At 70.5% G+C, this 13,402-nt stretch carries 10 protein-coding genes; 2 read left to right on the top strand and 8 right to left on the bottom strand.

All coding sequences use genetic code 11. The annotated features are described in order from the left end of the window. Positions 1–74 precede the first annotated feature (74 nt). A complete protein-coding gene (locus tag HNV26_RS17335; RefSeq protein WP_171444892.1) occupies positions 75–1,394 on the bottom strand; it encodes a nucleotide sugar dehydrogenase in 1,320 nt (439 codons plus the stop codon). 67 nt (positions 1,395–1,461) lie between these two features. Next, positions 1,462–3,453: an alginate lyase family protein gene (locus HNV26_RS17330; RefSeq protein WP_171444893.1), complete on the bottom strand. Its 1,992-nt coding sequence runs from the start codon at positions 3,451–3,453 to the stop codon at positions 1,462–1,464. A 305-nt stretch (positions 3,454–3,758) separates the two neighbouring features. Between HNV26_RS17330 and HNV26_RS17325 the strand changes: the two genes are divergently transcribed. Then, positions 3,759–4,775, top strand: a complete 1,017-nt coding sequence (locus HNV26_RS17325; RefSeq protein ID WP_366816889.1) for a histidine kinase dimerization/phospho-acceptor domain-containing protein — start codon at positions 3,759–3,761, stop codon at positions 4,773–4,775. 12 nt (positions 4,776–4,787) lie between these two features. Here the strand turns inward: HNV26_RS17325 and HNV26_RS17320 are convergent, their stop codons facing one another. Genes HNV26_RS17320 through HNV26_RS17295 form a run of 6 tightly spaced genes read right to left on the bottom strand, consistent with a single transcriptional unit; the run spans position 4,788 to position 11,971 of the window. Continuing rightward, entirely contained in the window at positions 4,788–7,334 is a 2,547-nt protein-coding gene (locus HNV26_RS17320; protein ID WP_171444887.1) for a hybrid sensor histidine kinase/response regulator, read from the bottom strand. Between the two features lie 9 nt (positions 7,335–7,343). Then, complete coding sequence (locus HNV26_RS17315; RefSeq protein ID WP_171444888.1) at positions 7,344–7,928, bottom strand: chemotaxis protein CheW; 585 nt, start codon at positions 7,926–7,928, stop codon at positions 7,344–7,346. Positions 7,929–7,932: 4 nt separating this feature from the next. Continuing rightward, the gene (locus HNV26_RS17310) at positions 7,933–8,316 is read right to left on the bottom strand and encodes a response regulator (RefSeq protein ID WP_011552752.1); all 384 of its coding nucleotides are present in this window, start codon (positions 8,314–8,316) and stop codon (positions 7,933–7,935) included. After that, a complete protein-coding gene (locus tag HNV26_RS17305; RefSeq protein ID WP_171444895.1) occupies positions 8,313–9,929 on the bottom strand; it encodes a methyl-accepting chemotaxis protein in 1,617 nt (538 codons plus the stop codon). Before HNV26_RS17305 ends, HNV26_RS17310 begins: the two co-directional genes overlap by 4 nt. Before the next feature lie 21 nt (positions 9,930–9,950). After that, entirely contained in the window at positions 9,951–11,408 is a 1,458-nt protein-coding gene (locus tag HNV26_RS17300) for a CheR family methyltransferase (RefSeq protein ID WP_171444889.1), read from the bottom strand. After that, complete coding sequence (locus HNV26_RS17295; protein WP_171444890.1) at positions 11,405–11,971, bottom strand: chemotaxis protein CheW; 567 nt, start codon at positions 11,969–11,971, stop codon at positions 11,405–11,407. The genes HNV26_RS17300 and HNV26_RS17295 overlap by 4 nt, the downstream gene beginning before the upstream one ends. A gap of 244 nt (positions 11,972–12,215) precedes the next feature. Between HNV26_RS17295 and HNV26_RS17290 the strand changes: the two genes are divergently transcribed. Further along, positions 12,216–13,402, top strand: a 1,187-nt coding sequence (locus HNV26_RS17290) for a serine/threonine-protein kinase (RefSeq protein WP_171452833.1), incomplete at its 3' end; no start/stop codon positions are given.

Raw genomic sequence — 13,402 nt, 5'->3', positions numbered from 1 at the left:
CCGCGAAGGCGGAATCCGTGAACGAGGGGCCCCCCGCCCGGAGGGTCGGTTTCCGAGCGGGCGGCGAATGACCGTCAGGCCTTCGTCACTTTCTCACGACCCTTGCTGACACCCTTGGTGGCGTTGCGCGTGTCGACGACGACCTTCGCGCGGTCCACCACCATGGCGTAGTCGATGTCCGAGTGGTCCGTGAGGATGAGGACCGCGTCGTACTGGCCCAGCGTCTCCGGCTTCAGCGGAACGGACTTCAGCTCCATGTTGAAGCCATGGCCCTTGTGCAGCTCGGGGACGTACGGGTCGTGGTACGACAGCTCCGCGCCCTTCTCCGCCAGCAGCGTCATGACGCGCAGCGACGGACTCTCACGCATGTCGTCGATGTCCTTCTTGTACGCCGCCCCCAGGCAGAGGACCTTCGCGCCGTTGAGCGTCTGCTTGTTCTTGTTGAGCGCCTCCATCGTGCGCTGCACCACGTAGTACGGCATCTGCCAGTTCACCTCGCCGGCCAGCTCGATGAACTTGGTGTGGAACTCGTACTCGCGCGCCTTCCACGTCAGGTAGAACGGGTCGATGGGGATGCAGTGCCCACCGAGCCCCGGGCCCGGGAAGAAGGGCATGAAGCCGAAGGGCTTGGTGCTCGCGGCCTGGATGGCCTCCCACACGTCCACGCCCATGCGGTCGCAGAGCATCTTCATCTCGTTGACCATGGCGATGTTGACGCAGCGGAAGATGTTCTCCAGCAGCTTGGTCAGCTCCGCCACGCGGGTGGAGGACACCAGCACCACTTCCTTCAGCGCGCTGCCGTAGAGGGCCGCGGCCACCTCGCAGCACTCAGGCGAGTAGCCACCGACAATCTTCGGAATCGTCTTGGTGTTGAAGCTCTTGTTTCCCGGGTCCTCGCGCTCGGGGCTGAAGGCCAGGTAGAAGTCCTTGCCGGCCTTGAGGCCGTTCTTCTCCAGCAGCGGCTTGAGCACCTCCTCCGTCGTCCCCGGGTACGTGGTGGACTCCAGGATGAAGAGCTGTCCAGGGCGCACGTGCGGCGCGAGCGCCTCCCCCGTCTGGATGATGTAGCTCATGTCCGGCTCACGCGACGCGGTGAGCGGCGTGGGCACGCAGATGATGACGCAGTCCATGTCCTTCGCCTTGGCGAAGTCCGTGGTGGCCTTCAGCTTGCCCGACTTGCTCAGCTCCGCCAGCGGAGCGCCGGGGATGTGCTTGATGTAGCTCTCCCCCTTCTCGATTTTGTCGATCTTCCGCTTGTCGACGTCGAGCCCCATGACGGGGAAGCCCGCCTCCGCGAACGCCATCCCCAGCGGAAGACCGACATAGCCAAGCCCGACAACACCCACCCTCGCGTCCCGCTTCTTGATGCGATCCAGAAGCGGGCTGCTCACCATCACCCTCATCGTCCTCACCTCTCCTGATGCGACGTGCCGTTAAGACGGTCACGCCCCGACCCGACACTCAGCGGAAAACGACCACCCACCTCAACCACGCCGGAGGCGTCACCTGCCCCCGGAACTCCACCGCCAGCGACGGCACCACCCGCCCGTACCCTGGCGAATACTTCGACGGCACCAAGCGCGCCGTCAGTCCCTTCTCCAGCACCACCCAGGCGAGCGGGGCCCCTTCCGGCCCCAGCTCCACCACGAGCGGCTCGAACGACACCGGCTCCTCCATCACACGACCCGCGCGTGACAGGACCTGCACTTGAGGCGACACCACTCGCGCCTGTTCATCTGGCAGATGGAATCTGCCCACCACGTCATGCCGGCCCGTGCCCACGAAGCGGTCACGTCCGGCCAGCGCGCGCTCGCCCCGGTCCAGCCGGAACGTGCGCTCGATTCCCACGGGCGCGGGCAGCCGGCGGTAGCCGTCATGCCGCACCAACAGCCTGTCCACCGACTTCCCCGGCAGGAAGGCCACCACCCGCGCCCGAGCCTCCTCCGGCAGCGCGAACAACCGCGCCGAATCCAGGGGCGCCTGCTCCGCGCCATCCACCTGCACCGTGTTGTGCGCGGCCGTTCCGCGGAACCAGTTCCGCAACGCGGGCTCTCGCGTATAGGTGCCGGTGCCCGGATCCACGATGACGGGACGCCCGTCGACGTGGAGTTCGAATGAGAGTTTGTCGTTGTGGCTGTGTCCCCCGACACCGCCTTGTCCCTGCTTGCCGGCGCTGACAGTGATAACGACACCCGCGCCGCGCAAGATGTGAAAACCACCCTCCGGAAAGCTCACCGACACGGGCTCCGGCGCGGGCGCGAGCGCGGCGAAACGCGCCTGCCCGGCGCGCCCCAGCAGCCACGCGGCCTCGTCCACGAACTCGCCGCCGCCCAGGCACGCATCGCCGAAGAGCGCCGCGCCCAGCCCCACCAGATAGCCGTGCGCGTTGTCCTCGCGATCGCGCAGCGGGAAGACGCGGCCGGAGTCGTTGTCACCAATCTGTGGCGCCAATCCCTGCTCGGAACACCACGCCCGCACGGCGTGGAACATGCGACGCAGCCGGGACTCGTACCTGGGCCCCAGTGGCACACCCGCGCCGCGCGCGGCGAGGTACGCCAGCGTGAACAGCTCCACGGACAGGCGATGATAGGGAATGGAGCCCTCGAAGGACGTGCCCTCGAGGTGCACCTGCTGCTCCATCTGTTCGCGCAGCCCTCCCACCGCCAGCGACACCTGCCGCGGCGCGCCCGGCAGCTCCGGGAAGAGCAGGCCCACCACCAACAGGCCCACGTAGTTGGAGACCAGGTGGTTGTTGGGCACCGCGCCGCGATCCTCCAGGTGGGCCTCCACCCAGGCGGAGTGCTCGGCCAGCGCGCTCAGCACCGGCACCAGGAACTCCGGCCGGGCCACCGCGGGCGCGGCGGAGAACATGGCCAGCGCCTGCGCCAGGTTCGCGGCGCGCAGCGCCACCTCCATGGCGCACGTCCAGTGCACGCCCTGCCCCACGGGGTTCGCCTGGAGGAAGTCCAACACCTGCGCCACGAAGGCATCCGCCAGCCGCGCGCGCGCGTCAGCGGCCGTCTCGACCCAGTAGCCCTGCCCCAGCGCCACGACGCTGTCGAGCCGGCCCATCACCCACGGGTACTTCGGGTCGCTCCCCGTCACGGCGAGCGACAGGCGCTCCACGGGCTCCACCGGATAGCGGTGACCACTCACCGGATCCAGGGACCAGTCCACGGGACGGCCCTCGCCGAAACGCACCGGGGTGCCGAAGACGTCCCACTCCTGGCGAAGCGCGGCCTGGGCACGGGCCCGCGCGCGCTCCAGGCCACCGGGCACCGAGGCGAGCGCCTCCAACACCGACGCGCGCTGAGAGACTTCACACCAGATGCGTGAGCTGCGCTGGCCCAGCGCCAGCTCCACCAGCTCCACGCCATCCGTCGCGCCGTAGCACTCGAGGAGCTGCACCTCGTCCGCGCGCTCGCGCCGACGATAGAGGGCCTGCCGCGCCACACCTTGGACACGCCGCACAGCGCTGCGCGCCAGTCCGCCTGGTGCAAGTCGAGCGATCGCCGCGTAGTAATCGAGAGTCCCCATTCGCCCCTTCCGCCACCCGTGACGGATGCCGTTAGCAAGTGCCTGGCCAGGAGCTATTTCTTAAGAGTTGAGCAGGGTTGCGCGGCGCCTCCGTACCCCCTGACGGTAAAAAGTGGGGGGCTCACACGCCCTGAAGGGAAAAGGATTTCCGATTCGCGGGCGTCCGGCGCCCTCCCTGGGCAGTGTTGCGGCGCGTGCGTGGCGTGCCCATACCTTCCCGCGTGCTGGCAGGTGCTTGGACGGGGTGGCGCATCGGCGACGAGTCCGATGCAGGGGTGGAACAGGCGCTCGCGGAGGTTGCCGAGCGTGCCTTCCGCTGTGGTGCGCGTGCGGGATTGGAGTCCCTGGTACGCGAGGCCCAGCGGATGACGGGCGCCTCCGGAGCGGCGTTCTATGACGGACGCGTCTGCGTCGCGGCGACCGGGGTCGTTACGGCCACGCGCGGCCGAGGAAGGATGCGTCGTCGGCCGGCCCTGCTGGTGTGGCCCGAACGGCTCACCGGCCGGGAGGCGCGGGTGCTCGCGCGAATGTCGGCGTTCGGCGCCGTGCTGCTCGCGGCGCATGCCCGGGAGTCGGACGCGGCGGCGCGGCACGTGCAGTTGCTGAAGGCGCAGCGGCGATTGGAGCGGCGGGTGGTGAACCAGGAGCACCGGCGCTCCCGGGCGTCACACGACCTCAGGACACCGTTGATGGTCATCAAGGGATACGTGGACATGATGCTGAAGGGAACGGCGGGCGGGCTGACAGCCCCCATCCAGCGCTACCTGGAGCGGCTGCGCCGCTCGGCGGACGACCAGAGCGCCATCATCGAGCGCCGGCTGGCGAAGGTGCAGGACGAGGGCGTGGAGGACCTGCGCCCCATGCTTCGCACGGCCTTCATCCCCGCCACGCGCGGCCAGCGCGCCGTGGACACGACGATGACGCTCCCGGACCGGCCCGTGGCCGTTCCGGGCCCCCGCGATGACGTTGAGCTGCTGGTGCGCTCGCTGGCCCGCGCGGTGGCGGCGTCGGGCGCGCCCGCGGCGGTGCGCGTGGAAGCCGCGGGGGACGCGGGCGTGTGGCAGCTGCGCGTCAACATCCGCGGCGGCAAGCCGTTGCCGGAGAAGACTGTCACGCTGCTGCGGCACCTGACGCAGCGGCTGCGGGGGGGCCTCTCGTTGCCGGAGGAGACCGGCAACGGCTGGGTGGTCCACCTGCCGGTGGATGACACCGTGCCCGTAGCGCCTCACGAGTCGTGAGGCGCGGCGCCGTCAGGACACGGGCAGCAGCTGGCGCACCAGCTCCAGCAGGCGGCCTCGCTCCACCTCGCGCTTGACGAGGTACCCGTCCGCGCCCGCCTCCAGACCGGCGGCGCGGTCCTCGGGACTGTCGAGCGACGTCACCAGGATGATGGGCGTGCGGTGCAGCTGTGGGTGCGACTTGATTCGCCGCGCCAGCCCCACGCCGTCCAGCCGGGGCATCTGCCAGTCGCTGACCACCAGCTGGCAGGGCGTGCGCTCCAGGATGCCCCACGCCTCTTCGCCGTCCGCCGCGGTCACCACCGGGTAGCCGGCAATCTCCAGCAGCGACTTCATGGCGAAGCGCGTGGTGAGCGCGTCGTCACACACGAGGATGCGAGGCCGCGCCGTCTCGCGAACCACCGAGCGCGTCTCCGGCCGCGCCGCGCGCACCAGCTCCGCCGCGTTGAGCACCGGTACCACGCGGCCGTCGTCCAGCACCGCCGCGCCCGCCAGGTGCCGCACGCCCTTGAGGTGGCGCCCCAGCGAGCGGACGACAATCTCCTGCTGCCCCACCACCTCGTCGATGGCGTACAGCACCTTGTCCTCGCCCACCGTCAGCAGCGCGGCGGCCTGCACCTTCCCGGAGTCCAGCGCCAGCGGCAGCCGGGGCAGGCCAATGGCCTCCGCCAGCGGCAGGAACGTGAGCTGCTCCCCGTCCAGCCGCGCCACCACGCGGCCCGCGACGGTGCCCACGTCGTCCGGGTTCAGCCGGAGGATGCGATTCACGCTGTCGGAGGGAATGGCGGACACCGTGGTGCCCGTGCGCACGAGCAGTCCCAACGCCGCGGCCAGCGTCAGCGGCAGGTCCACGGTGAAGCGCGTACCCCGGCCCGCCGTGAAGGCCACGTCCACCGAGCCCTGGAGGCGCTGCGCCGTCGCCTGCACCACGTCCAGGCCCACGCCCCGCCCGGACGTCGCCGACACCTGCTCCCGCGTGGAGAAGCCTGGCTGGAAGATGAGCCGCGCCGCCTGCGCGTCCGACAGCTTCTCCGCCTCATCTGCCGACAGCAGCCCCCGCCGCACCGCCGTGGCGCGCACCCGGCTGGGTGACAAACCGGAGCCGTCATCCTCCACCACCACCGCGATGCGCGAGCCCCGAGGCTCCACCCTTACCGTCAGGCGCCCTGCTTCGGGCTTGCCCGCGGCCCGCCGCTCCTCGGTGGACTCCAGGCCGTGGTCGATGGCGTTGCGCACCAGGTGCAGCAGCGGGTCCTTCAGCGCGTCGAGGATGCGCCGGTCCAGCCGGACCTCGCCGCCCGAAAGCTCCAGCGTCACCTGCTTGTCCAGCCGCGCGGACGTCTCACGCACGGTGCGCCGCAGCGGCTCCAGCACCTGCGAGGCCGGCACCATGCGCAGGTCGCGCAAATCATCGCGCGCCACCTGGGCCACCAGCGTGAGCTGCTCACCGTCGCGGTGCGACTCCTTCGTCAGCTCCAGGAGCTGCTTCTGCAGTCCGCGCATCTGCGTCACGCCCGCGCGGAGCGGCTCCAGCGCGGGACCGCCGCCCGCCATCGCGAGCTGCGACGACGCGCGCTCCAGGTGCATCAGCACCTCGCGCATGCCGTCCATCAACACGCGGTGCGCCGCGCCACGCCGCGTCTGCTGCGCGCGGCCGGCCAGGAGCAGCTCCACCTGGAGCGCGATGGACTCCAGCGTCTTCACCGACACGCGCACCGTCTGGTCCGCCGGTCCGCGGGACTCTGTCGTGGCCGCGGCCCCCGCGGGTCCCTGCGCCGCCGCGCTTTCCACGGGCGCGGGCGACGGCGACGCGCGCAGCGAATGGACGGCGCGGGCCACCGCCCCCGCTCCACCCTCGGCCTCCAACGCCGTCCGCAGGTCCACCAGCGTTCCAGCCACGTCCGATGCGGCCACCCCCGCGGAGTCACCGCCCGGCTCCATGCGCGTGAAGCCCAACGCCGCGGCCTCCGCCAGCGTGGCCACCTTCTGCGCCCCGGCGGACTCGGCGGACGCCTTCAACGCGCGGGCCCGCTCCACCGCCGTGCGAACCACCGCCGCCCGGTCCGGCACATCCGGCGAGCACAGCGCGCTCAACCCCGCTTCGAGCAGGTCCAACACCTCCAGCCCCTGCGCGGCCGCGCCCGAGGCCGCCGTCTGGGGGACGGCCTCCGCGGACTCGTGGCCCAGGGCGGCCAGCAGCGAGGCCAGTCCCTCCACCACGGGCGACTGTCCGGCGTCGCCACGGGCCATGGCGCCTTCGATGGCGGAGAGGCCGCGCAGCATGGCCTCCACCGTGTCGCGGGGCAGCCGCTCCTCCTGGTTGAAGGTGGCCAGCCCGTCCTCGATGGCGTGCACCACCTGCTCGATGTCGTCCAGGCCCAGGCTGGCCGCGGAGCCCTTGAGGCTGTGGACCAGCCGCTTGAGCGACGGGAGCAGGTCCGGCTCACGCCCCTGCGCCGGGCCCTCCAGCCCCAACACCTTCGACCCGATGGCCTGAATCTGCTCGCGCGTCTCCGCGGAGAACACCGGCCAGATGCTGCGCAAGAGCTGAGGATCCATGGCGCGTGCCTACTCCCCTTCGGGCCGCGTGGCGGACGGGCCCCCGAGCTGCTCCAGGTCCAACACCGTCAGCCGGTCCGGCGTGAGGAACAAGAAGGGCCCGGGCGGAGGCTGGGACAGCTCCGCCTTCGGCAATTCCTTGCGCCCTTCGACGGACTCCGCCGCCAGCCCGAACCCCTCTTCACTGTCATCCGCCTCGACCACCACGACCTTGCTGAGGTCCGACATGCCGCCCCCCTCCAGCCCCAGGAGCTGGCGCAGGTCCAACACCGGCACCACGCGCGAGCGGCTCACCAGCGCCCCCAGCACGTGCCGGGGAGCACCGGGCAGCGAGGCGATGCCGCGCGCTTCAATCACGTGGTCCACGTGCTCGATTCGCACCGCATAGCGTTCGCCGCCCACCTGGAAGGCCAGCACGGAGAGCACCTCCTGGCGCTCCTCGTGGCGGGATTCGGCCAGGGCCCGGGCGCGGGCGCTGAGCACCTCGCGACGCTTCTCGGGGCTCACCCCCTGCTTGCCGTCCAGCAGCGAGTGCGCCTCGGTGAGCTGGCGTCGCAGCCCGGCGGAGTCAATCTTGGCGTCATCCTTCGACATGCGCTCAGTACCGGGTCGCGGGGAGCTTCAGGATGTCGCGCACCTTCGAACGAAGGTCGTCCACGGACACCGGCTTGTTGAGGAAGGCGCTGGCACCCACCAGCTTGCCCTTCTGCCGGCTCGCGTCGTCCTTCAGCGACGTGAGCATCATGAAAGGGGTGTCGTGGAGTTGCCGGTCCGCGCGGATCGCCGCGCACAGCGCGAAGCCATCCATCTCCGGCATCTGCACATCCGAGATGATGAGGTCCGGCTTGAGCTCCCGCGCCTTGGTCAGTCCAATCGCGCCATTCGGAGCGTCGAAGAACTCCAACCCCCACCCCATCAGGTACACCTGAAGAAGGTTGGTGATGGTCTTCGTGTCTTCGACGATGAGCACCTTTGCGTTCATAACTGGTACCTACCCACCAGGTCCGAGAACCGTTTCGAGAGATTGGTCAGGTTGCCTGACACCTGTTCGATGCGCCGGGTGCTCTCCACTGAGTCTCCCATGGCGGATGTCAGCTCGCTCATGGCCGTGGAAATCTGCTCCACGCCAATGGTCTGCTGACGCGTGTTGCCGGCAATCTGCCGCGCCGCGCCCGACGACTCGCGGATGACCTCCGACAGGCCCAGGATGGTCGTCCCCGCTTCGCGAGCCAACTCCATGGCCGACTGCGCCCGGCGGCTGCCTTCCTCCGTGGCGCTGACGGCCTGCCTCGTCCCCTTCTGCACTTCGTTGAGCAGGCCGCGCACCTGCTCCGCGGCGATGCGGGACTGCTCCGCCAGCGTGCGCATCTCCGTGGCCACCACCGCGAAGCCCCGGCCATGCTCCCCGGCCTTCGCCGCTTCAATGGAGGCATTGAGTGCCAGCAGGTTGGACTGCTCGGCCACGTCCTTCACCGTGCCGATGATGTCGCCAATCTGCATGGTGCGCTCGCTGAGGTCGGTGATGGACAGGGCAATGGCCTTCACCTGTTCGCCCAGCTTCTCCATGCCGGAGACGCTCTCGCTGACGACCTGCTGCCCCTCCGCGCTGAGGGCTTCGGACTTCTGCGTCTGGGAGATGACCGAGTCCGCGTAGGCCGTGGCCTGCTTGGACGTCTGGGCAATCTCCGCCACCGTGGTGCTCGTCTCATTGATGGCGGAGGCCTGCTGGTGGGCCATGGCCGACTGCTGCGTGGAGGTGGCCAGCACGCCCGCCGCCTCGCGCTCCATCTCCGCCGCCGCGCCGCGCAGGTCCTGCAGCAGGTGGGAGAGCGCGTCCGTCATCACCGCGAAGCTGCGCGCCACGTCGCCAATCTCGTCCGAGCCCTGGAGGTCCACCTGCTGGCGCAGGTCTCCCGCCGCGATGCCCGCCGCCGCGCGCGCCAGCCGCTCCAGCGGCACCACGAGCATCCCGGACACCAGCCATGCCGCCACCATGCAGGCCACCAGCACGAGCAGGCTGATGATGGCCGTGAAGCGCGTGGCCTCCCGCAGCGTCTGGCTCAGCCCCTCCTCATGGAGCGCCAGTTGGAGGGTGCCCAGCTGCGCGGTGGAGCCCGCCGCGAGCACGGACGTCGTCGTCTCCACCAGGCCCGTGCCCTTCACGGACCTGCGGCGGAGCACCGAGGCATCGCCTTCGACGGAGGCCGGAGCCTGCGCCTCGCCGACGTAGCGCTCCGCGGCGGCCTCGCCCAGGAGGACGCCGTCCGCGTCGTGGACGCGGACATACGCGACCTCGGGCCCCAGGCTCAGCGCGCCCTGCACCAACTCCTGCAGCCGCTCCGGGTCGCGCCTCGCGCTCAGCATGGGCGCCAGCGTCTTCGCCAGCTCCACGCTCACCGAGTTGGCTCGGCGGGACAGGTCGTTGCGAAGCGCGTCGCCCATCTGCATCCACGTCGTGGTGATGAGGATGACGGCCACCAGCCCCCCCGTCGCCCCGGTGAGCGCGAGGATTTTCATCCGCAGACTGAGCCTGGTCCCCGGCGCGCGGCCCGGCGGTGTCAGGTGCGTCCCTTTGACGTCCACGTTGCCTCCCACCTCGTGCGGAGCGCGCGCCACTCAGCGCACTCCAAGCCAGCCTGCCTGCTCGACTGGCGCCAGGGCCTGCCTCAGGCCGCCGGCCGTCATCGTCTCCACCCCACGCAGCGGGTGTTCATCATCCAATCCATCCAGCGCGCGCAGGGCGTTCTGCCGCGCGCGCTCCGCGTCCTCGGGCCGATCCATGCGCCCATAGAGGGCCACCAGCGTGGCGTGCCCCAGCGCCAACCGGGGCTCCAGGTACAGCGCCTTGCGAACCGCCTCCACGGCCCCGTTCAGGTCGCCACGAACCTCGGCCACCATGGAGAGCAACAGGTACGCCTCGGGAACGAGCGCCTTCGCGGCCTCGCGCGCCAGCGCCTCCGCCTCCTCGAAGTGTCCCGCGCGCGCCGCGATGATGGCGCGCTCCAGGGCAGAAACCTCTTCGGCGGCGAGCGCATCCACGGCCACGGAGCGCGGCACGGCGGGAGTGACGGGGTCTGGCGTTGACGCGGCCCACGCGGGGCGCGACGTCCCGGGCTCGCGCAGAGCTGGACGTCCCTCCGGCACGCGCGCGCGGCGCGCCCTTGAATCGTCCAGCGCATGAGGCCACCCGGCAGGAGGCACCGGCGAGGCCACCTGATTGCGGCCCATCCTCGGGCGAGGAAGCCGCGCCGCCGGCGTCCCCGCGCGAGGCACGCCCGGCGCGGGGACCCGAAGCGCCACGCTGCCCTCGGCGTCCACCGTCTCCAGCTCCAGACCGTTGGTCAGCGGCACCTCCGCCGGAGAGACGAAGAGCAGCCCACCGGGGGCCAGCGCGGAGATGAAGCGCTTCAGCACCTCCCGCGCGAGCTCCGTCGGGAAGTAGATGAGCACGTTTCGGCAGAAGATGGCGCCCAGGCCCATGAAGGGCGGCGGGTCCACGGCCAGGTTGTGGCGCCGGAACTCCACGGCGTTCCGGACCTGGGGGATGACGGCGTAGTCGTCGCCGTTGGCGACCAGGAAGCGCTTCTCCTGCTCCGGCTCGATGCGGCGCAGGGACCACGGGCCGTACACGCCCTCCCGCGCGCGCTGGAGCGCCCGGCCCGACACGTCCGTCGCCAGTACGCGGAAGCGGCCTTCGGGCAACCCCTCCGCCATCAAGGCCATGGCGATGCTGTAGGGCTCCTCGCCGCTGGCGCAGCCCGCGCTCCACACCTGGAAGCACGGGGCCGGGTGCGCCTGCGCCAGACGCGCCAGGGCGCGCAGGTGCTCCGGGTGACGGAAGAAGTACGTCTCGCCAATGACGGCGTGCTCGATGAAGCACTCCACCGCCGCGGCCTCGCGCACCAGGAGCTTGCGCAGGAAGGCGTCGGGCTCCAGGGCTCGCGAACGCGCGGCCCGGCCCAGCGCCGTCTCCAGCGAGCGGCGCAGGCTGCGCGCCAACGTCACCCCACAGGCCGACTGGAGGACGTCCTCGACCCGGGCCAGCGTCGCGTCGTCGAGCACGCCCTCGCTCACGGCGCCTCCGGCCCCACGAGCACCGCGGCCGTCCGAAGCAACGGACGCACGCCGTCGGGCGTCCGGCACAGACCCGCCATCAGCCCGCTGGCATCCCACGGCAGCGGCGACGCCCCATCCGGCGTCCCGTCCACCAGCACCGGGGACTCCACCAGGTCGCGCACGCGGTCCACCAGCACGGCCACCGTCCGCGCACCGCCGCCGCAGACGACCAGGTGCGCATCCAGGGAGGCCTCTCGCTTCACCCCCAGGAGCGCCGCCAGGTCCACGACGACGGCCGGGCTGCCCCGGTAGACGAAGGTCCCCGCCACATGCGCGGGCGCCCCAGGCAGCGGCTCCAGCTCCACCAGCCGCACCACCTCCTGCACCGTCTCCGCGTCCATCAGCGCGCTGGTCCCCGCCGCGTCCACCGCCAGGTACATCCCTGGAAGTCGCAGCTCGCCCGTCAGCGACGCCAGCTCCTGGCGCAGCTGGACCTGCTCCTCCTCGAGCTGACTCAACCGCTCCTCGACAGAGAGACGGCGCGACTGCGCGAACATGGAATTGTCTGGTGTATCTGCCATCAGGGGAACTCCCGCCTGTCACTGAAGCGCGGGATTGGAGCACGCTAGTCTGTCCGACAAAGAGGCGTCAATGCGGGCTAACCGGCATTCACTCTCACACGATTGGCGGGTGATGGCGGCAACGGAAGGCATCAGACGTGCTGGATCGGACAGCCCACTGGTGCGTAGCGCTCGGCAGGTATGGTTTGATGAAGTGCGGCGACACTTCTGGAGAACCGATGTTGCTTGCAGTCTGGGGCTACGAATGATCAAGGGCGACTCGCCGAATCCCGAGGCACCCACTGGAACGGGCGCGGATCCTCTCATCGGGCGGAACCTGAACGGCCGCTTCAGCATCCTGGAACCGTTGGGCATCGGGGGCATGGGCAAGGTCTACCGGGCCCTGCAGGCGCCGCTCGAGCGCGTGGTCGCGCTCAAGGTACTCAACCCCAGCTTCCCCAGCAGCCGGGACCCTGGCTTCCAGAAGCGCTTCCTGCGCGAGGCGTCGCTGACGTCCAAGCTGCGCCATCCCAACACCGTCACCGTCATCGACTACGGGCAGACGGACGACGGCATCTTCTACATCGCCATGGAGTACCTGGACGGCCGGACGCTGGCCCAGGTGCTGGGGCAGGTCGGCCCGCTGGCGTGGTCTCGCGCCATCGCCATCACCCAGCAGATCTGCCGCTCGCTGCGCGAGGCGCACAGCCAGGGCATCGTCCACCGCGACCTGAAGCCGGCCAACATCATGCTCCTCAACGAGCAGGATCAGGACCTGGTCAAGGTGCTGGACTTCGGCCTGGTGAAGTCGGTGGCGGCGCCCCAGGAGGGGCAGCTCTCTCCTGAGATCACCCAGAACGGCACGTTCCTGGGCTCGCCGCAGTACATGGCGCCCGAGCAGGCGCGCAACGCCACCGACGCGCGCAGCGACGTGTACTCGCTGGGCATCGTGCTCTTCCAGATGCTGATGGGGCGTCCGCCGTTCATCGCGCGCGACCACATCGAGCTCATCTTCGCCCATTACAAGGAAGCCCCACCCACCTTCCAGCAGGTGCGGCCGGACCTCCACATCCCGCCGGAAATCGAGGCGGTGGTCCGCCGCTGCCTGGAGAAGGACCCGGCGCGGCGCTACCAGACAATGGATGAGCTGCTGGAGGGCCTGCGCGAAGCGAGCATGGCCGCGGGCGGCAACAGCGGCATCTTCAAGCGGCCCGGCGGCGCGACGACGACGGGCCCCTACCCGTCCCCCGCGCTGTTCTCCAACGTGGGCAACAACACCGAATCCGGTGACACGCTGGCGGTGGACATCAGCGTGGAGGTGCCCCGGGACGTCAAGCGCGCCCGGCAGCGCACGCTGCTCACGGGTGGCCTGGGGGGGCTCGCGCTGGCGGGCCTCATCGCGGGCGGCGCGGTGTTCTTCATGTCGAACAAGGATGCGGCACCACCGGCCCC

Origin of the sequence: Myxococcus xanthus (assembly GCF_013116825.1) — a bacterium.
Classification (GTDB): Bacteria; Myxococcota; Myxococcia; order Myxococcales; family Myxococcaceae; genus Myxococcus; species Myxococcus xanthus_B.
The sequence above is the reverse complement of the archived record's forward strand: the minus strand, read 5'-3'. Positions and strand labels throughout refer to the sequence as shown.